We start from the raw sequence: 19,000 nt of genomic DNA on the forward strand, positions 1-19,000 counted from the left end.
GAGCGGCCCGATCTCCGGGCGGCTTTCCCCCCGGCGTGGCCGGTGTGAGATTTTTTTGCCGGCCGACCTACGGCACTTCGACCAGCGGATCGGGGTTTCGCCAGTTACTGTCGGGGAGGTACAGGGCGATCATCGGCCAGCGGTCGGTGGTCTCCCGCTTTGAACAGGGAGAGATGCATGGCTACCGGCACGGTCAAGTGGTTCAACTCGGAAAAGGGCTTCGGCTTCATCGAGCAGGACGGCGGAGGTCCGGACGTGTTCGTCCACTACTCGGCCATCGCGTCCAGCGGTTACCGGGAACTCAATGAGGGCCAGAAGGTCGAGTTCGACGTGACCCAGGGGCAGAAGGGCCCGCAGGCGGACAACGTCCGTCCGATCTAGCCTTCGTGCCGGTGGCGGCGGCCGGGTTGACCCGGCCGCCGTCACAGCGCGCGCTGACCAGGGACCGCCCGCCCCGCAGGCCCCGCCCCGCAGGCCTCGCCGCCGGCCAATCTCAAGCCGCCATCCGCCGGGCGATTTCGTCGGCCACCTGCTGGGCCAGGCTGGGCGGCAGTGCGGCGGCGATCTTCTCCGGGGTCAGCGACGCGAGCACTCCGGCCACGATCGCCGGCTCGTCGGTGAAGTCCTTGCCGGACAGGATGGCGAGCTGCGCGAGCGCGGCGTCGAGGCGGTACATGGTGTAGTCCAGCTTGGCCACGACGCTGTTGGACTCCGGGCTGGGGCCGGGGCCGTCCGGGTCGACCCGGCGCCCCATGCTTGACCCGCCGTTGAACACGGCGTTGAAGAGGCTGTTGATCTGGCTCTCGGCCTGGGCGCTCATGTCGTCCTCCTTGAGGAGACCGATGGTGGTCAGGTAGCGGCGGAACAGCGGGGTCTGGTCCCGGCCCGCCTTGGTCGAGTCGCGGAAAAAGCTGAGGTGGGTGTGCCACAGATGGCTCGCGTCGCCGGTGCTGCGCCGCCCGAGCCGGTCCCACCGTCGGACCGTGGTCCCGTCCGGGGAGTAGATGATCTCGCGGATGTCCCGGGTGTCGTCCGCCCCGGCGACGCACTGCGCGACGCACCAGGCGGAGAAGGAACGCAGGTCGTGGACGTCTCCGCCCGAGGTGACGGAGAACCGGCCGATGTCCAGCGCCGAGGCGTCGAGGGTGAGCCCCGCAGCGTCCCGGGGTGACTCGACCACCGAGTAGTCGCCGGCGACGACTCGGTCGGAGCCGCAGTGGTAGCCCCCGACGTGGTCGGCGTCGCCGACGATGCCGACCTCGGCCGGCTCCAGGTCCTGCGGTCGTGCGGCGGCGGGATCGAGGTCGAGATGTGCCAACAGGAGACTTCGGACGGCCAACAGGTTCGTCGGGGCCCGGGTCATGGCGCCCCCCTTCCGGTAGCGGGAAGGCCGGGTGGCGGTGACCCGTGGTCCTGGGTCGAAGTGGGCCCGGCCGGGGTGCACGGCGTCGGGCAGGTGACTCGAAAGTAGCCGGACTTTCTGGCGTTTTGCCAGGTCAACGGCCTGATTTTCGAATAGGGCAACGATCCGCCAAACCAGGCGGGGTCGGCCCCGCGCGGACAGCGGTGCTCGGTCAGCCGGCCGGGCGGCGGGGGGAGTCGGGGCGGGCGGCCCGCACGGTGTCGCGGTGCTCCCGCATCGCGGTGACCATCGTCGCCATGAAGCGGTGCACGATCTCCAGCTCGGCGTCGCCGAAGTCGGCCATCACCCGGTCGGTCCGCCGGCCCAGCGGCTGGAAGAAATCCCTGGCCAACGCGGCGCCCCGGTCGGCGTAGTGCAGGAACACCTTGCGCCGGTCGGCGGTGTCCCGGTCCCGGCGGATGTGGCCGGCCCGCTCCAGCCGGTCGACCAGCGCGGTGACCGAGCCGGAGGAGAGGTTGAGCTGCTCACCCAGCCGCCCCGGGGTGATCGGCGTGCCGAGCAGCTCGGCGTCCATGACGGCGATCAGGGCGTGCAGGTCTGTGGGGTTGAGCCCGTGCAGCCCGGCGAAGGCGTGCCCGATGTGCTGGGCGTCGACGGAGTACCGGCGCAAATCGTTGGTTATCTCGGCGACGAGCTGGTCGCGCCGGCTGTCGCGCCGCCGATACATGCCGTGCCGTGTCACGCCGCCGCTTCCCCCTGCCGTTGCGGTCCCGCTTGCAGCATAGACGCGCGGCGGATAATCTCGCCTGTCAAGATACTCGACAGACGCGCTAAGCGCACCCTCGCGTCGAGCCGCCGAACCGTCGAACCGCACCGCCGTACCCGGGACCGCGTTCCCGGCAACCCTGAGGGAACCCGATGTCTGTGTTCACCCGCGTCGCCCGGGGCCGGCTCGCCGCCTGGCTCACCGTGGCCGTCGCGATCGTCCTCGGCGCGGCCGTCTTCGGGTTCCCGGAGCCGGACAACCCCGCCCCCGTCTCGTCCACCGGATTGTCGGTGCGATGGCAGTCGACCCAGGTCGAACGGCTCCAGGAGGAGCTGCCCGCCAGCGACGTCGAGCCGGCGATCGTCGTCGTCAGCCGCGCGGACGGCGGGCCGCTCACCGAGCCGGACCGCGCCGCGGTCACCGGCATCTCGGGCGAGCTGGGTCGGTTCGCCGTCGGTGGGCGGGTCGGCCCGCCGCAGACCTCCCCGGACGGCACCGTGGCGCTCGTCGCCGTCCCGCTGTCCACCGCCGGCGGCCAGGAGGCCGTCGTGACGACGGTGGCCGACCTCCGCGCGGCCCTCGACGGCCTGCCCGACGGGCTCACCGCCGAGGTGACCGGCGCGCCGGCGTTCTCCGCCGACCTGACGAAGGTCTTCGACGGCGCGGACATCACGCTGCTCGCCGTCACCGCCGGCGTCGTCGCCCTGCTGCTGCTCATCACCTACCGCAGCCCGTTCCTGTGGATCGTGCCGCTCGTCGTCGTCGCGGCCACCGAGCAACTCACCCTGCGCGCCGTGGACACCATCGTCCCGGCCTTCGGCATCCACCTCCAGGAGGGCCAGGTCACCGGCATCGCCAGCGTCCTGGTCTTCGGCGCCGCCACGGACTACGCCCTGCTGCTCATCGCCCGCTACCGGGAGGAGCTGCGCCGGGAGGAGGACCGCTTCGCCGCCATGCGTGCCGCCCTGCGACGCACCGCCGAACCCATCCTGGCCAGCGGCGGCACGGTGGTCCTCGGCGTGCTCACCCTGCTGCTGTCGGAGCAGGAGACCAACCAGGCCCTCGCCGTGGCCTGCGCCACCGGTGTGGTGTTCGCCATGCTGTCGGCGCTGTTCCTCCTCCCCGCCGTGCTGGTGATCTTCGGCCGAGGGCTGTTCTGGCCGTTCGTGCCCCGGGTCGGCGGCCCCGCCCGCGAGGGCCGGCTCTGGGGCCGGCTCGGCGCCGCCGTCGTCCGCCGGCCCGTGCCGGTCGCGGCCCTCACGACGCTGCTGCTCGCCGGCCTCGCCCTCGGCGGGCTCGGCATCCGCACCGGGCTGTCGGAGACCGAGCAGTTCCGGGTCAAGCCCGAGGCGGTGGCCGGCGCGGAGACCCTCGCGAAGGCCTTCCCCGCCGGCACCACCCAGCCGGTCGCCGTGCTCACCACCCCCGCCGCCGTGGCGGCCGTCACCGACGCCGCCGCGAGCGTCCCCGGCGTGGCCTCGGCCCGACCGGGGGACGCGGGCACGACCGTCGCCCAGGTCGACGTGGTGCTGGAGGCCGAGCCGGGCACCGCCGCCTCGGACCGGACGGTCGAGGCGCTGCGGGACGCCGTCGCCGCGATCCCCGGCTCCGCGCCGCCGGCCGTCGAGGGCGCCGACCCGTTCACCGGCGCCGTGGTCGGCGGCACGGTCGCCGCCACCTACGACTCCGACAAGGCCGACGCCAAGGACCTGTGGCTGATCCTGCCGATCATCCTGCTGCTCGTCGGCGCGGTGCTCGTGCTGCTGCTGCGTGGCCTGGTCGCGCCGCTGCTGCTGGTGCTCACCGTCATCGCGTCGTTCTTCGCCAGCCTCGGCGCGGCATGGCTGCTGTTCGACCACGTCCTCGGCTTCCCCGCGCTGGACAGCGGCGTCCTGCTGCTCGCCTTCGTGTTCCTGGTGGCCCTCGGCGTGGACTACAACATCTTCCTGGTCACCCGGGCCCGCGAGGACGCCCGGCGCACCGGCACCCGCGACGGCATGCTGTCGGCGCTGCGCGTCACCGGCGGCGTGATCACCAGCGCCGGCGTCCTGCTCGCCGCGGTCTTCGCCGTCCTCGGCGTCCTGCCGCTGATCACGCTGACCCAGATCGGGATCATCGTGTGCATCGGGGTGTTGCTCGACACCCTGCTGGTACGCACGGTGCTCGTGCCGGCGCTCGCGTTCATGCTCGGTGACCGCTTCTGGTGGCCGGGCCGGATCGACCGGACGCCCGAGGACGCCCCGGCGGACCAGGACCGCGGCCCCGCCGAACCGACCGCCGGCCGCGACTGACCGCCCGCCCCGTCCTTCCGGTCCGTCCCGCTCCCGGCCCTACCCCGTGCCGGGCCGCTACCCCTTGCTGGCGCAGCGGCCCGGCCCCGCCCCGCCATCGGTCGCCGGCGGCGGTCCCTCCTCGGGCGTCGCCGCGCGCGCTTCCCCGCCGCCGCCCGCCGCCCGGTCCCGGGTGGCCCAGGCGACCATGAACAGCGCGGTCCAGGCCGAGCCGAGCAGCACCGAGGTGACGGTGCCGCTGGCGGTGCTCAACCCGAGGTAGAGCCGGGCGCCGCCGATCGCCGACACCCCGGCCGCGGCCACCGTCCAGGCGGCCACCGCCACCGGCCAGCGCGCGCCCCGGGACAGCAGCCAGGCCAGCGTGCACAGGCTCGCCGCCACGACGGCGTTCTGCGTCGGGAACAGCACGCTCCCCTCCCCCGACGCGGCCCGCCCCGGCGTGGTCAGGTCGGTGACCACTGCGAGGACCACCAGCGGCAGGAATGCCCCGACCGAGCCCACCACGCTGAGCAGGTCGGCCCGCCACGGCCGCTGCCGCCAGGCCAACCCGGCGGCCACCACCGCGACCAGCACGATCAGCACCGAGCCGCGCAGCACCGAGACGAGGGTGAACGCGACGTCGGCCGCGCCGGGGGTGCGCCGGTCGGTGAACCAGCCGGCGATCGCGTCGTCGACCGCGGCCAGTCCGCTCCACCGCATCGCCGTCTCGAGCAGCCAGGCGACGGCGAACCCGGCGGCGAACAGGAGCGCGAGCCCCGCCGCGAGGTTGATCAACAACGTCCAGGCCGGGCCGATCCGCATGGCCAGCAGGAAGAACAGCACGCCGTACCGGGCGGCGAACCAGCCCACCGGCGGCAACGCCGTCACCCGGGCCAGCAGCGCCCGCGCCGGGTCGGGGTGACGGCCCAGCCAACGGCCGACCAGCAGCACGGCGAGGATCCCGCCGAGCAGCACCAGCACCGCCCCGGTGGCCCGCCCGAGCAGTCGGGACACCGTCTCGTACGACTCCCCGGCCACGTTGCCCAACAGCACCGACCCGCCCACCCAGGTCGCCACCCCGGCGAGGTTCCACGGCGCGAACCGGCGGTACGGCATGCCGGCGGCCCCGGCCAGCCGGGGCGCCAGGGTCCGGGCGAAGGCGACCCAGCGGGCGGCGAAGACCCCCCGTCCACCGAGCCGCTCCAGCAGCTCGTCCGCCCGCCGCCAGCGGCCCGGCCCCACCCGGGCGCCCAGCCCCGAGGCCCGCAGCCGGGGCCCGTACCGGCGACCCGCCCGAAACGCCACCGCGTCACCGGCCACCGCTGCGACAATCATCACCAGCAGCGCCGGTCCCAACCGAAGGGCACCGGTGTACGTGAGGAAGCCGACCAGCAGCAGGGTCGCCTCCCCTGGCACCAGCAGCCCGACGATCACGGCGGTCTCGCCGGCCACGATCGCCGCGGCGGCCAGGTAGACCAGCAGGGGCGGCAGGTCCCGCACCGAGTTCAGCAGATCGTGCACGACAGCCCCGGGATCACGGCGGCCAGCATGCCAGCCGGGATAAGCAGGGCGACAGCGGTTTCGGCACAGATCCGGGAAGCGCCGGGGTGACCCCGACGCCGCCCCTGATCCGCGCAGGCAGGAGGATGGAACCCATGCAGCTTCGCACCGACCTCCGCAACGTCGCCATCATCGCTCACGTCGACCACGGCAAGACCACCCTGGTCGACGCCATGTTGCGGCAGGCCGGCGCCTACGGCGCCCGCGGTGAGACGACCGAGCGGGTGATGGACTCGGGGGACCTGGAACGGGAAAAAGGCATCACCATCCTGGCCAAGAACACCGGCGTGCGCTACCTGCCGGCGGACGGCTCCGACCCGGTCACCATCAACATCATCGACACCCCCGGGCACGCCGACTTCGGCGGCGAGGTGGAGCGGGGCCTCACCATGGTCGACGGCGTGGTGCTGCTCGTCGACGCCAGCGAGGGCCCCCTGCCGCAGACCCGCTTCGTGCTGCGCAAGGCGCTGCGCGCCCGGATGCCGATCATCCTGGTGATCAACAAGGTGGACCGCCCCGACGCCCGGATCAAGGAGGTCGTGGACGACACCTACGAGCTCTTCCTCGACCTGGACGCCGACGAGGAGCAGATCGACTTCCCGATCGTCTACGCCTGCGCCCGCGACGGCATCGCCTCGCTCACCCAGCCCGCCGACGGCTCGGTCCCCGACGACAGCACCAGCCTGGAGCCGCTGTTCCGCACCCTGCTGGACACCATCCCGCCGCCCGCGTACGACGAGGGCGCGCCGTTGCAGGCGCACGTGACCAACCTCGACGCCTCGCCGTTCCTCGGCCGGCTGGCCCTGTGCCGGGTCCGACAGGGCACCATCGCCAAGGGCCAGACCGTCGCCTGGTGCCGCACCGACGGCACCAACCAGCGGGTCCGCATCTCCGAGATGCTGATGACCGAGGGCCTGGAGCGCAGGCCGGCCGAGTCGGCCGGACCGGGCGACATCATCGCGGTCGCCGGCATCCCGGAGATCATGATCGGCGAGACCCTGGCCGACGCCGAGAACCCGGTTGCGCTGCCGCTGATCACCGTCGACGAGCCGGCCATCTCGATGACCATCGGCACCAACACCTCGCCGCTGGTCGGCCGGGTCAAGGGTGCCAAGGTCACCGCCCGGATGGTCAAGGACCGCCTCGACAAGGAGCTGGTCGGCAACGTCTCGCTGCGGGTGCTGCCCACCGAGCGGCCCGACGCCTGGGAGGTTCAGGGCCGCGGCGAGCTGGCCCTGGCGATCCTGGTCGAGCAGATGCGCCGCGAGTCCTTCGAGCTGACCGTCGGCAAGCCGCAGGTGGTCACCAGGGAGATCGACGGGAAGACCTGTGAGCCGGTGGAGCGGCTGACCATCGACGCGCCCGAGGAGTACCTGGGCGCGATCACCCAGCTCCTCGCGACCCGCAAGGGCCGGATGGAGCAGCTGGTCAACCACGGAACCGGCTGGATCCGGATGGAGTGGCTGGTCCCGGCGCGCGGCCTGATCGGCTTCCGCACCGAGTTCCTCACCGACACCCGGGGCACCGGCATCCTGCACCACGTCTTCGAGTCCTACGAGCCGTGGTTCGGCGAGCTGCGCACCCGCAACAACGGCTCGCTCGTCGCCGACCGGTCCGGCGCGGTCACCTCGTTCGCCATGATCAACCTTCAGGAGCGCGGCCAGCTCTTCGTCGATCCGACCACCGAGGTGTACGAGGGCATGATCGTCGGGGAGAACTCCCGCGCCGACGACATGGACGTCAACATCACCAAGGAGAAGAAGCTCACCAACATGCGGGCCTCCTCCTCCGACGAGACCGAGAAGCTGATCCCGCCGCGCAAGCTGTCCCTGGAGCAGGCCCTGGAGTTCTGCCGCGAGGACGAGTGCGTCGAGGTGACCCCGGCGTCCGTGCGCATCCGCAAGGTCGTCCTCGACCAGACGCAGCGCGCCCGAGCGACCGCCCGCCGCAAGCACGCCGGCTGACAGCCGAGCACGACGCGCGGGGCGGACCGGGAGAGACCACCTCCCGGTCCGCCCCGCACCCGGTCCGCCGGCGGAATCCGGATCCGTTACGGTCACCGGCATGATCTGGGACGACCTCGACGCGCATCTGGACACGCTGCCGGGCACCATGTCGGCGTACCTGGGCCGGCTCGACGCCGCCCCCACCTGGACCCGCCAACCCGACGCCACCCACTACGCGGCCAGCACCATGAAGGTCGCCGTGCTGCTGGCCCTGCACCGGGCTGCCGAGGCCGGCACCCTCGACCTGGCCGCCCTCGTCGACGTGCGCAACGAGTTCGACTCCGCCCAGCCCGGCACGCCCCGGTTCTCCTGCGACCGGCACGACGACAGCGACGGGGAAGTCTGGCAGCGGGAGGGCCACAGCGCGCCCCTGCGCTGGCTCGCCGAGCGGATGATCGTGCGCTCCAGCAACCTGGCCACCAACATCTGCCTCGGCCACGTCGGGCTGCCCGCCGTGGCCGACGCCTGGGCGCTCGCCGGCGCCCGGCACAGTGTCACCGGGCGCGGCATCGAGGACTTCGCCGCCCGGGAGGCCGGAATCACCAACCTCGTCACCGCCGCCGACCTGGCGGCCCTGCTCGGCGGGCTGGCCACCGGGGCGATCCGGCCCGGGCCGCTCGCCTCCCCCGCCGGCTGCGCCACCATGCTCGACGTCCTGTTCGCCCAGGAGTTGCGCGAGGACCTCGCCGCCGGGCTGCCCGAGGGGGTCCGCATCGCCCACAAGAACGGCTGGATACCCGGCGTACGGCACAGCGCCGGGGTGATCTACCCGCCCGACGCCCCGCCGTACGTGCTGGTCGTCTGCACCACCACCGACCTCGCCAACGGGGGTCCCAGCGGCGACGAGACCTCCGACGACGCCTGCCTGGTCCTCGCCGACATCTCCGCCCGGGCCTGGGTCGCCCGCCACGACCTGCGCCCCGCCGGCTAGTCCTGCCCCCGCCAAGTCCCGGCAGGCACGGCCGGCACCAGCGCGGTGCCGGCCGGTGGGCCGGCGCGGCGTCCCACAGCCGCAGCTCACCGCGCCCCCGCGGACGCCGGCACGCCCGCAGCAGGCCCGCGCGGTGGCGTTCCGATCCGTCGCCGCGCCGGAGCCGGCCTCAGTCCAGCAGGTTGTCCCGCAGCGCCGCCAAGTGCGCGTCGGTCAGCCCCAACCCGTCGCGCAGGTACCGGTCGAACGAGCCGTGCGCCCGCCGGACCTCGTCGTACGCGGCGTCCAGGTACTCACCGCGCACCTCCATCAGCGGCCGGATCGCCGCCTCCGCCAGCTCCGGCTGCCGGGCCCGCATCGCGGAGAGGATGACCTCCTTGAGGCTCTCCGTCTGCGCGTTGGTCCGCAGGTAGTCCGCCCGGATCGCCGCCTCGTCCACGCCCACCGCGGTGAGCAGGACCACCGACAGCCAGCCCGTGCGGTCCTTGCCGGCCGAGCAGTGGAACAGCAGCGGCAGGTTCCCCGCGTCGGCGGCCAGCCGGGCCGCCCCGCCGAAGCCCACCCGGGCCGCCTCCCCGGTGACAAACCACCGGTAGATCCCCGCCATCGCCGCCGGGCTGCCCTGCATGGCGAGCGTCGCCTCCGCGCCCAGGTCGTGCCCGAGCAGCACCTCCGACACCGCCGTGAAGACCGGGTGGGCCTCGTCGTACACCGGCAGCCGCACCACCCGGGGCTCGCCGGCCAGCCGGTTCGGCGGGGCCGCCGCGATCTCCGAGTCGTCGCGTAGGTCCACCACGCAGGCCGGGGCGATCCTCCCCAGCGTCGACAGGTCGTCGTCGGTCAACCGGCCCAGCGCCGGCGTTCGGATCAACCGGCCCGTCCGCACCCGCCGCCCGTCCGCGCCCACCATGCCGCCGAGGTCACGCGCGTTCGGCGCGCCAACCAGCTCCCAGTCCTGCCCCGTCATCCGGCCTCCCCTGTCGTCGTGCACCGCGGTATAGGGTGCCGCACATGACGATCGCCGCGGTACGCACCCACCGGCTCTCCGCGCCCCTGCACACCCCGTTCGCGACGGCGCTGCGCCGCACCACCACGGTAGACACCTTGATCGTGGAGCTGGTCGACGACGACGGGCGGTCCGGTTTCGGCGAGGCGCCGCAGGTGTGGCAGGTGACCGGGGCGTCGCTGGCCGGTGCCGAGGCGTGCGTCCGGGAGATGCTCGCACCGGGCCTGGTCGGGCGGGACGCCGACGACCTGGTGGCCCGCTGCGTTGAGGTGCAGCGCACGGTGGCCGGCAACGAGGCCGCCAAGGCGGCGGTGGACACCGCGCTGCACGACCTGGCCGCGCGGCGGCTCGGCGTACCCCTGGTGCGGTTGCTCGGCGGCACGGCCCTGCGGGTCCCGACGGACGTCACCCTGGCCGCGGGCGACGCCAGCGACCTTGCCGCTGCCGCGCGGCAGCGGCGGGCCGAGGGGTTCGCCGTGCTGAAACTGAAGGTGGGCACCGACGCGGCGGGCGACCTGGAACGGGTCCGCGCGGTCCGCGCCGCCGTCGGCCCGGACGTGCAGATCCGGCTGGACGCCAACCAGGGCTGGACGCCCCGCGAGGCGGTCCGGGTGATCCGCGGCATCGAGGACGCGGGGCTGGACGTGGAGCTGGTGGAGCAGCCGGTGGCCCGCTGGGACCTCGACGGGCTGGCCTGGGTCAGCGACCGGGTCGGCGTGCCGATCCTGGCCGACGAGTCGGTGTTCGGCGTGCGCGACCTGGTCGAGGTCATCCGGCGGCGGGCCGCCGACATGGTCAACGTCAAGCTCGCCAAGTGCGGCGGCCTGCACGCCGCCCGGACCCTGCTCGACCTCGCCGCCGCGCACGGCGTCGGCACCATCGTCGGCTCGATGATGGAAAGCCAGGTCGGCGTGGGGGCCGCAGCCAGCCTGGTCGCCGCGTACCGGACCACCGCCGTCTCCGACCTCGACGCCGCCTGGTGGCTGGCCTCGTCGCCGGTGCGGGGCGGCATCCGGTACGACGGGGCGACGGTGCTGCTGCCGGATGCCCCCGGCCTCGGCATCACCTCGGTGTCTGTAGCAAATATGCAGTCGCCCGGTTGATGCTCGGAGCTTTCTTTCATATGGTCACGGCAGATGACACCGGAGCTGGGAGTGGACGTGGAACTGCAACCGGGCCGTGAGGCCGTCGTCCGAGTCGCGGTCGCGACCCTGTGGACCAGCCCCGAGAAGGTACGCCCCGTCGACAGTCCCGCCCTCGACCCGCAAGCCGACGTCGCCGCCTGGATCTCCGGCATGGACCCCGAGCAGCAGGTGGGTGACTGCGTCCTGAGCCAGCTGCTGTTCGGGGAACGGGTGCTGGTCACCGTGCTGCGCCCCGACGGCTGGGCGCACGTGGTGGCCGTCGAGCAGCCGGCGGCGACCCACGACCCGCGCGGCTACCCGGGCTGGCTGCCGGCCGCCCAGCTCGCCCCCGTCGCATCCGACGACCCGCAGGGACCCGACGCCCCCTGGGTCGTCGACGCGACCATCACCGCCCTGCGGGCCGCCCCGGACGGGGAGCCGGTCGTCGCCGGCATCGTCCTCGGCACCCGGTTGGCCCCGGCAGGCCCGCCGGCCGACGGCTGGCGCCCCGTGCACGCCCCCGGGCACGACCGGCCGCTCTGGCTGCCCGACAGCGACCTCGTGCCCCTGCCCACCGAGCCGCCGCCCGCCCGGGACGTGCTGGCCGTCGCCGCCCGGCTGCGCGACGTGATCTACGTCTGGGGTGGGTTGTCGGCGTACGGGATCGACTGCTCGGGCCTGGTGCACCTGGCCTGGCGGCGGTTCGGCGTGGTGCTGCCCCGCGACGCGGCCGACCAGGCCGAGGCGACCACCCCGCTGCCGCTGGGCGCCGAGCGCCCTGGCGACCTGTACTTCTTCGCCCGGCCCGGCCGGCGGATCCACCACATCGGCTTCGTCAGCGCCGAGCCGGACGCTGCGGCGAACCGGCACCTCCTGCACGCCTGCTACCAGCATCGGCGCGTGTTGGATGAGGCGATGCCGGCCGGCCGGACCGCCACCCTGGTCGGCGTACACCGGGTCTGACCCGTCCGCCGGCCAGGCCCGGCCGACCGGGCACCGGAACGCTGCGGTTGTAGCGCGACCGGCCGGCACCACGACACTACGGGCGTGGCGCGACCGGCCGGCACCACGATGCTGCGGCATGGCGCAACCCGCCCGGCACCGACACCAAGGGGCGCTCCCGCACCGGGAGCGCCCCTTGGTGTCGCGATGGGTTGTCAGCCTCGGGCGGCGGCCAGCTCTCGTCGCCGGTCCCGGGCCGACTTGATCAGACTGGCCACGGTCGCCACCAGCAGGGTGCCGAGAATGACCACCAGGGAGAGCCAGATCGGGATGTGCGGGGCCCAGCCCACCGGCTCCCCACCGTTGACGAACGGCAGGTGGTTGTCGGCCAGCGCCTCCAGGACCAGCTTCACGCCGATGAAGCCGAGGACCACGGACAACCCGATGCTCAGGTAGATCAGCCGGTCCAGCAGCCCACCCAGCAGGAAGTAGAGCTGGCGCAGCCCCATCAACGCGAACACGTTCGCGGTGAAGACCAGGTACGGCTCCTGGGTGATCCCGAAGATCGCCGGGATCGAGTCCAGCGCGAAGATCAGGTCGGTGGTGCCGATCGCGATCATGACGACCAGCATCGGGGTGAACAGCTTACGGCCGCCCTCGTGCGTGGTCATCTTCGCGCCGTCGTAGTCCCGCGAGATCGGCAGCGCCCGCCGGCTCCACCGGATCAGCAGGTTCTCGGAGAAGTCGTCCTCGTTCGGCTCACCCTGCCGGAAGAAGTTGATCGCCGTGTAGATGAGGAACGCGCCGAACAGGTAGAAGACCCAGGAGAACTGCGAGATCAGCGCCGCGCCGGCGGCGATGAACCCGCCGCGCATGACCAGCGCCAGCACGATGCCGATGAGCAGCACCTTCTGTTGGTACGGTCGAGGCACCCCGAAGCGGGCCATGATGATCACGAAGACGAAGAGGTTGTCCACCGAGAGGCTGTACTCGGTGAGCCAGCCGGTGTAGAACTCGCCGGCCACGCCGGGGCCGGCGGTGAGCCAGAGCCCCACGCCGAAGACCAGGGCCAGCCCGACGTAGAAGCCGACCCAGAGACTCGACTCGCGGACGCTCGGCTCGTGCGGCCGACGACCGATGATCAACAGGTCGACGACCAGAACCGCTGTCAGTGCGACGAGGGTTCCCGCCCACACCAATCCGGACACGTTCAATCCAATCCTCCGGCAGACACGCGGCGTCGGGCACACCGTACGCCGCGTGTGGGCGGGCAGGTTGCGGCAACGCGGACACTGGTGACTGTCGGAGGTCTCTTCCGCCACCGGCCCACGTGTGGGGCGGTGACCGACGGAGCCGGGTCGGGCCATCGGGGGCGATGGTCGACCGTGCTGACGACTCCGTCACGGGGGAATACTCCCCTCCTTCGCCGCCATTCTTCACCATCGAGGCCTCCGGCCGCATCTCCGGGCCCGCACATCGACGTTCCCACCACGTCCGGCGTGACGGAAGTCTCCGCCCGCAGAGCTTCCTAGGAGGCCACCCCGGAACCCGGGGGCGGTCCCGGTCGGCGGGCGGCAGCTTCCCGCCAGCAGCCGCACCAGGGCCGGGCTGGCCGGCACGTGCGCGGCGGGCAAGGCCGCGAAAGCCCGCGGGAGGGGTGGGCGGCAGCGGAGCGGTCCGACCGGCGGGACAGTCCCCCCGCGTCGTTCGTCCCGGCCGGGGACATGGCAGGCTCAGGGGCATGGTGCTTGAGGTCGCGCTCATCGATGTGATGCCCGGACACGAGGACACTTTCGCCGCCGCGTACGCGCAGGGTCACGAGATCCTCGCGACGACGCCTGGCTGCCGCTCAGTGCGGATGACCCGCGGGGTCGAGTCGCCGTCGCGATTCGTGCTGCTGGTCGAGTGGGACTCCGTCGAGGCGCACGAGGCGAACTTCCGGGGCACCGAGCGGTTCACCCGGTGGCGGGAGCTGATCGGCCCCCACTTCGCCGGCCCGCCGCTGGTCGAGCACTTCGTCGACGTACCTGCCTGAGCTGCCCCGGCACTGCGGCTACGCCCGTCGCCCGCCACCAGCGGATGGCCGGGCGCAACGTGCTGCACGCGATGGGCGGATACCCCGGCCCGGCACGTCCGCCGCTGCGGCCGACCGCCGATGTCGTACCCCCCGCCTACGGTGCGTCTGACGCGCCGGCCACCGGTGCCGACGGGCTCGGGGCCGCCGGGCCCGGTGGCGGCGCGGCGACAGCCCGGGCTCAGTCCTGCGGCGGGCGGGGCCGGGGCACCGCCGCCACCTCCTCCGGCCGCACCCGGAAGGCCAACGGGTGGCCGCCCGGACCGGTCGGCGACGGCAGCGCCGAATCGTCGGCCAGCCGGGCCAGCAGCGCCGTCGTCTCGGCGGCCGGGAGTGCGGCGTCGAGCATCCGGTCGACCACCGTGTCGTACCAGGCGAGGTCGGCGGCGGAGACCAGCCGGACATCGGTGGTCAACGCCTCCAGCATCACGGTGCGGGGATCGGCCGGGTCGGGGAAGGAGTACCGGGCGAACGGGGTCAGCGGGTGGACGCCACCGGTCGTGACGCCGGGCGGCACCACCCTGATCGTCACGTTCGGCTTGCGGGACAGGAGGGCCAGGTGGCGCAGCTGCTCGCGCCAGACCCCTTCCGGCAATCCACCCGGGCCGCAGGCGGTGAACTCCAGCAACGCCGTGTAGTGCGGCGGCTCGGCCCGGTGCAGCACCTCCTGCCGCACCAGCCGGGCCCGCACGTCGGCCTCCACGTCGATGTCGGGGTGCAGCAGCCGGGCGACCCCGAGGCGCAGCCGGGCGTACGCCGGGGTCTGCAACAGGCCGGGCACGACGGCCGGCTGGTACTCCACCACGGTCGCCGCCCCGGCCTCCAGCTCGGCGTACGCGCGCTGGCGCTCGCCCATCCCGCCGAGGGTCTTCCACCAGCCGCGACCGATGGCCGCGTCCCGGGCGATGACGATCAGCGCCTCGCGTTCCTCGGCGGCGACCCGGTAGACGTCGAGCAGGTCGAGCACGTCGGCGAGATCGGGTCGGCTCTGGCCCAGCTCGATGCGGGACAGCTTGGAGGTCGACGCCCAGCCCAGCCGCTCGCAGACCTGTTCAAGGGTGAGCTCCTCCCGCCTGCGTAGCTGGCGCAGCTCGGCACCGAGTCGCGCACGTCGAATCACCGGACTCGTTGGCAACGGCATCCCCGCCTCCCAGGACGGAGCGTACGCAGATCGATCACACGCTGCAATACCTCGCTCGCCGTCCGCAACGGGTTCGGGTGGCGCCCCCGTCACCGCCACCCGCACCCGAGGGCGGGTCAGGGACGGTAGGTGCCGAACGACCAGACGTTGCCCACCAGGTCCCGGGCGGCGTAGTCCCGGGAGCCGTAGTCGGTGTCGAACGGCTCGCGGACGATCCGGGCACCGGCGGCCCGGGCCCGGGCGTGATGGCCGTCCACGTCGTCGACCGCGACGTAGACCGCGTAGTCGTCATCGGCCGGACGGGACCGGGGGCCGGGGCCCGCGCCGAGCATGACCATGCCCGTCTCCCGCACCAGCTCGACGTGGACGACAGTCCCGTCCGGCGCGCGGTGCACCGCCCGGGGTTCGAGGCCGAAGGCGGCGTGCAGCCAGTCGACGGCGGCTTGGAGGTCGGGATACCGGAGGATCGGGTAGATCGTACGCATACCCTGATTCTGCGGACGGCCGGTCAGCGGGGATTGGACGAATGTGACCGGGAACCCATGAGGCCAGCCGGGGTGTCCCCGGCGAACTCGCGGAAGTCGCGGATCAGGTGGGACTGGTCGTAGTAGCCGCAGGCCGCCGCCAGCTCCGCGCCGGCGGGCCGGCCCGCCGGGCCGTACGGGTCCCGGCGGACGTGCCCGGCCGCACCGCCCGACCCCCTGCCGCCGCGCTCGGCCGGGCCCGTCCCACGCTCGTCCGCACCGCCGGGCTCCGTCGGCGCGCCGGCGGGCGGGGCGCCGGTCAGCAGGGCGTACGCCCCCTGGAAGCGCAGCAGCCGAGCGGTCGTCTTCGGGGTGAGCCCCAGCTCCCGGCGGAACCGTGCCGCCAGGTGCCTGCGGCTGCACCCCAGCTCCTCGGCGAGCGCCCCGACGCCCACCAGCCCGCCGCTGTGGGCGAGCCGCCCCCAGGCCCACCGCAGCGCGGGATCCACCGGGTCGGCCACGGCGAGCCTGGCCCCGATCGCGGCGTCGAGCAGCGCGAACCGCCCGGCCCAGTCGGGCGTGTCGGCCAGCCGCCCACGCAGCCGGTCGAGCCAGCCGCCGGGAAGCTGCTCCGCTGCGAGGGCCCGGTTGGTCAGCTCACCGAGCGGCACGCCGAGCATCCGACGGGCGGCCGGCGGGGTGAGCGTGAGCTGCACGCCGGTGCCGACCCCGACCGTGCTGGTGGTGCACCACGCGTCGAAGGTGCCGGCCACGAACGAGTCCACCCGGTACGCCGACCTGGCGGCGTCGCGCGGATCCACGATGTCCAGCGGGGCTCCCCAGCCGAGTACGACCACCACGAAGGCCCCGGCCACCTCGCGGCGGCGAAGCTCCCGCTCGACGCGCTGCCGGTAGCCGAGGTAGTGGCCGACGAACGGGCGCAGCGCCGGGGCGGGCAGACCGACCACGGCCTCGTCGAACGGGTCGACCGGGGCAGCCGCCCGCTCGCGGATGGAGTGCGACGGCCCGGTGGGATGCGACGGCGGGGCACCGGAACCCACCGGCCCGGTGCCTTTCCCGGGGGCCCGTTCCCCGGTCACTTCACGCCGGCCGCGTCCATCCCCCGCATCTCCTTCTTGAGCTCGGCGACCTCGTCGCGGATGCGGGCGGCCAACTCGAACTGCAGCTCCCGGGCGGCGGCCAGCATCTGGTCGTTGAGCTCCTGGATGAGCTGGGCCAGGTCGGCCCGGGCCATCCCCTCGCGGGACGGGCCCGCCGCGCCGATCCGGCTGCGGCTGCGGGTCTCCTTGACCGGCGCCTTGCCCCGGGAGAGCTGCCGCGCCGCCCCGCCGATCCGGGACTCGGTGTCCTCCGCCTCCCGGTAGATGTCGTCGAGGATGTCGTGGATCTTCTTGCGCAGCGGCTCGGGGCTGATGCCGTGTGCCTCGTTGTGGGCGATCTGCTTGTCCCGGCGCCGGTTGGTCTCCTCGATCGCCATCGCCATCGACGGGGTGATCTTGTCCGCGTACATGTGCACCTGGCCGGAAACGTTCCGGGCGGCCCGGCCGATGGTCTGGATCAACGATCGGGCGCTGCGCAGGAAGCCCTCCTTGTCGGCGTCGAGGATCGACACGAGGGACACCTCGGGCAGGTCGAGACCCTCCCGGAGCAGGTTGATGCCGACCAGCACGTCGTAGTCGCCCTTGCGCAGCTCGCTCAGCAGCTCCACCCGGCGCAGGGTGTCCACCTCGGAGTGCAGGTAACGCACCCGGATGCCGTTCTCCAACAGGTAGTCGGACAGGTCCTCGGCCATCTTCTTGGTCAGCGTGGTGACCAGGATTCGCTCGTCCCGCTCGGTGCGCAGCTTGATCTCGTGCATGAGGTCGTCGATCTGCCCCCGGGTGGGCTTCACCACCACCTCGGGGTCGATCAGGCCGGTCGGGCGGATCACCTGCTCGACGAACTCGCCCTGGGCGCGCTCCAGCTCCCACGGGCCGGGAGTCGCGGAGAGGAAGACCATCTGGCCGACCCGCTCCAGGAACTCGTCGAAGCGGAGCGGCCGGTTGTCGCCGGCGCTGGGCAGCCGGAAGCCGTGGTCGATGAGCATCCGCTTGCGGGAGGCATCGCCCTCGTACATGCCGCCGATCTGGGGGATCGTCACGTGTGACTCGTCGATGACGGTGAGGAAGTCGTCCGGGAAGTAGTCGAGCAGGCAGTGCGGCGGGCTGCCGGGCTGCCGGCCGTCGATGTGCATGGAGTAGTTCTCGATGCCGGAGCAGAAGCCGACCTGACGCATCATCTCCAGGTCGTAGGTGGTGCGCATTCGCAGCCGCTGCGCCTCCAGCAGCTTGCCCTGCCGCTCCAGCTCGGCGAGCCGCTCGGCCAGCTCGGTCTCGATGTCGCGGGTGGCCCGCTCCATCCGCTCCGGCCCCGCGGTGTAGTGCGTGGCCGGGAAGATCATCAGACCGTCGACCTCGCGGACCACGTCACCGGTCAGCGGGTTGAGGTAGTAGAGCTTCTCCACCTCGTCGCCGAACAGCTCGATCCGGACGGCCAGATCCTCGTACGCCGGGATGATCTCCAGCGTGTCGCCGCGCACCCGGAACGTGCCCCGCTGGAAGGACATGTCGTTGCGGGTGTACTGGATGTCGACGAGGCGGCGCAGCAGCTGGTCGCGGTCGAGCTCCTGCCCGACGGCGACCCGGACGGCCCGGTCGAGGTACTCCTCCGGGGTGCCGAGGCCGTAGATCGCCGAGACCGTGGCCACCACGACCACGTCGCGGCGGGTGAGCAGCGACATGGTCGTCGAGTGCCGCAACCGCTCGACCTCCTCGTTGATCGAGGAGTCCTTCTCGATGTAGGTGTCGGTCTGCGGGATGTAGGCCTCGGGCTGGTAGTAGTCGTAGTAGGAGACGAAGTACTCCACCGCGTTGTGCGGCAGCAGCTCGCCGAACTCCTTGGCCAGCTGGGCGCAGAGCGTCTTGTTGGGGGCGAGCACCAGGGTGGGGCGCTGCAACCGCTCGACGAGCCAGGCCGTGGTGGCGCTCTTTCCCGTGCCGGTCGCGCCGAGCAGGACCGTGTTGCGATCGCCACGCCGCACCCGACGTTCAAGATCGTCGATGGCTGCCGGCTGGTCGCCGGCCGGCTGGAAATCGCTGACCACCTGGAAGCGGCCATCGAGCCGGGGAATGTCAAGCGCCATGACCCAACGGTACGCCGGAGGTCCGACACAACGCGGCGACCACCGTCAGTCAGTGATCGGCTTCAATATTCGCATTGTGTGGCACATCTCACCACGCTAGGGTATGGGCCGTAGGCCGCTCGCGGCGGCCGTCCGGGCCGGCGGCCTGGCC

At 72.9% G+C, this 19,000-nt stretch carries 16 protein-coding genes; 7 read left to right on the forward strand and 9 right to left on the reverse strand.

All coding sequences use genetic code 11. The annotated features are described in order from the left end of the window. The first annotated feature begins 177 nt into the window (after nucleotides 1-177). Nucleotides 178-381 carry a cold-shock protein gene (locus tag OG617_RS04150; protein ID WP_161690055.1) on the forward strand — a complete coding sequence of 68 codons (204 nt, stop codon included), beginning with the start codon at nucleotides 178-180 and terminating at the stop codon, nucleotides 379-381. A 112-nt stretch (nucleotides 382-493) separates the two neighbouring features. On the opposite strand, the gene OG617_RS04155 is transcribed toward OG617_RS04150, so the two are convergent. Together OG617_RS04155 and OG617_RS04160 are read right to left on the reverse strand one after the other, a co-directional pair. Then, nucleotides 494-1,363, reverse strand: coding sequence for a hypothetical protein (locus OG617_RS04155; protein WP_405098813.1), 870 nt, complete (start codon nucleotides 1,361-1,363; stop codon nucleotides 494-496). A 211-nt stretch (nucleotides 1,364-1,574) separates the two neighbouring features. Then, nucleotides 1,575-2,090 carry a MarR family winged helix-turn-helix transcriptional regulator gene (locus OG617_RS04160; protein ID WP_405104100.1) on the reverse strand — a complete coding sequence of 172 codons (516 nt, stop codon included), beginning with the start codon at nucleotides 2,088-2,090 and terminating at the stop codon, nucleotides 1,575-1,577. Between the two features lie 191 nt (nucleotides 2,091-2,281). Between OG617_RS04160 and OG617_RS04165 the strand changes: the two genes are divergently transcribed. Beyond that, entirely contained in the window at nucleotides 2,282-4,420 is a 2,139-nt protein-coding gene (locus OG617_RS04165) for an MMPL family transporter (RefSeq protein ID WP_405098815.1), read from the forward strand. 57 nt (nucleotides 4,421-4,477) lie between these two features. Here OG617_RS04165 and OG617_RS04170 read toward each other — a convergent pair whose 3' ends face one another. Then, complete coding sequence (locus tag OG617_RS04170; protein ID WP_405098817.1) at nucleotides 4,478-5,920, reverse strand: DedA family protein; 1,443 nt, start codon at nucleotides 5,918-5,920, stop codon at nucleotides 4,478-4,480. Between the two features lie 134 nt (nucleotides 5,921-6,054). On the opposite strand from OG617_RS04170, the gene typA reads away from it, so the two are divergent. Both typA and OG617_RS04180 read left to right on the forward strand, forming a co-directional pair. Continuing rightward, entirely contained in the window at nucleotides 6,055-7,923 is a 1,869-nt protein-coding gene (gene typA, locus OG617_RS04175; RefSeq protein ID WP_405098819.1) for a translational GTPase TypA, read from the forward strand. Between the two features lie 100 nt (nucleotides 7,924-8,023). Further along, the gene (locus OG617_RS04180) at nucleotides 8,024-8,896 is read left to right on the forward strand and encodes a serine hydrolase (RefSeq protein WP_405098821.1); all 873 of its coding nucleotides are present in this window, start codon (nucleotides 8,024-8,026) and stop codon (nucleotides 8,894-8,896) included. Nucleotides 8,897-9,065: 169 nt separating this feature from the next. Here the strand turns inward: OG617_RS04180 and OG617_RS04185 are convergent, their stop codons facing one another. Continuing rightward, the gene (locus OG617_RS04185) at nucleotides 9,066-9,863 is read right to left on the reverse strand and encodes a tyrosine-protein phosphatase (protein WP_405098823.1); all 798 of its coding nucleotides are present in this window, start codon (nucleotides 9,861-9,863) and stop codon (nucleotides 9,066-9,068) included. 44 nt (nucleotides 9,864-9,907) lie between these two features. On the opposite strand from OG617_RS04185, the gene OG617_RS04190 reads away from it, so the two are divergent. Beyond that, nucleotides 9,908-11,005, forward strand: a complete 1,098-nt coding sequence (locus OG617_RS04190; RefSeq protein WP_405098825.1) for a mandelate racemase/muconate lactonizing enzyme family protein — start codon at nucleotides 9,908-9,910, stop codon at nucleotides 11,003-11,005. A 33-nt stretch (nucleotides 11,006-11,038) separates the two neighbouring features. After that, nucleotides 11,039-11,989 carry an NlpC/P60 family protein gene (locus OG617_RS04195; protein ID WP_405098827.1) on the forward strand — a complete coding sequence of 317 codons (951 nt, stop codon included), beginning with the start codon at nucleotides 11,039-11,041 and terminating at the stop codon, nucleotides 11,987-11,989. Between the two features lie 194 nt (nucleotides 11,990-12,183). Here the strand turns inward: OG617_RS04195 and OG617_RS04200 are convergent, their stop codons facing one another. Continuing rightward, nucleotides 12,184-13,182 carry a TerC family protein gene (locus OG617_RS04200; protein WP_405098829.1) on the reverse strand — a complete coding sequence of 333 codons (999 nt, stop codon included), beginning with the start codon at nucleotides 13,180-13,182 and terminating at the stop codon, nucleotides 12,184-12,186. Nucleotides 13,183-13,709: 527 nt separating this feature from the next. Between OG617_RS04200 and OG617_RS04205 the strand changes: the two genes are divergently transcribed. After that, entirely contained in the window at nucleotides 13,710-14,003 is a 294-nt protein-coding gene (locus OG617_RS04205; RefSeq protein WP_405098831.1) for an antibiotic biosynthesis monooxygenase family protein, read from the forward strand. 220 nt (nucleotides 14,004-14,223) lie between these two features. Here OG617_RS04205 and OG617_RS04210 read toward each other — a convergent pair whose 3' ends face one another. The 4 genes from OG617_RS04210 to uvrB form a co-directional block, all read right to left on the reverse strand. Further along, nucleotides 14,224-15,183: a helix-turn-helix domain-containing protein gene (locus tag OG617_RS04210; protein ID WP_405098833.1), complete on the reverse strand. Its 960-nt coding sequence runs from the start codon at nucleotides 15,181-15,183 to the stop codon at nucleotides 14,224-14,226. 116 nt (nucleotides 15,184-15,299) lie between these two features. Beyond that, the gene (locus OG617_RS04215; RefSeq protein ID WP_405098835.1) at nucleotides 15,300-15,668 is read right to left on the reverse strand and encodes a VOC family protein; all 369 of its coding nucleotides are present in this window, start codon (nucleotides 15,666-15,668) and stop codon (nucleotides 15,300-15,302) included. A 23-nt stretch (nucleotides 15,669-15,691) separates the two neighbouring features. Continuing rightward, nucleotides 15,692-16,708, reverse strand: a complete 1,017-nt coding sequence (locus OG617_RS04220) for a helix-turn-helix domain-containing protein (RefSeq protein ID WP_405098837.1) — start codon at nucleotides 16,706-16,708, stop codon at nucleotides 15,692-15,694. A gap of 35 nt (nucleotides 16,709-16,743) precedes the next feature. Beyond that, a complete protein-coding gene (gene uvrB / locus OG617_RS04225) occupies nucleotides 16,744-18,849 on the reverse strand; it encodes an excinuclease ABC subunit UvrB (RefSeq protein ID WP_405098839.1) in 2,106 nt (701 codons plus the stop codon). Nucleotides 18,850-19,000 lie beyond the last annotated feature (151 nt).

The sequence above is a fragment of the Micromonospora sp. NBC_01412 genome (assembly GCF_045040215.1).
Lineage (GTDB): Bacteria > Actinomycetota > Actinomycetes > Mycobacteriales > Micromonosporaceae > Micromonospora > Micromonospora rubida.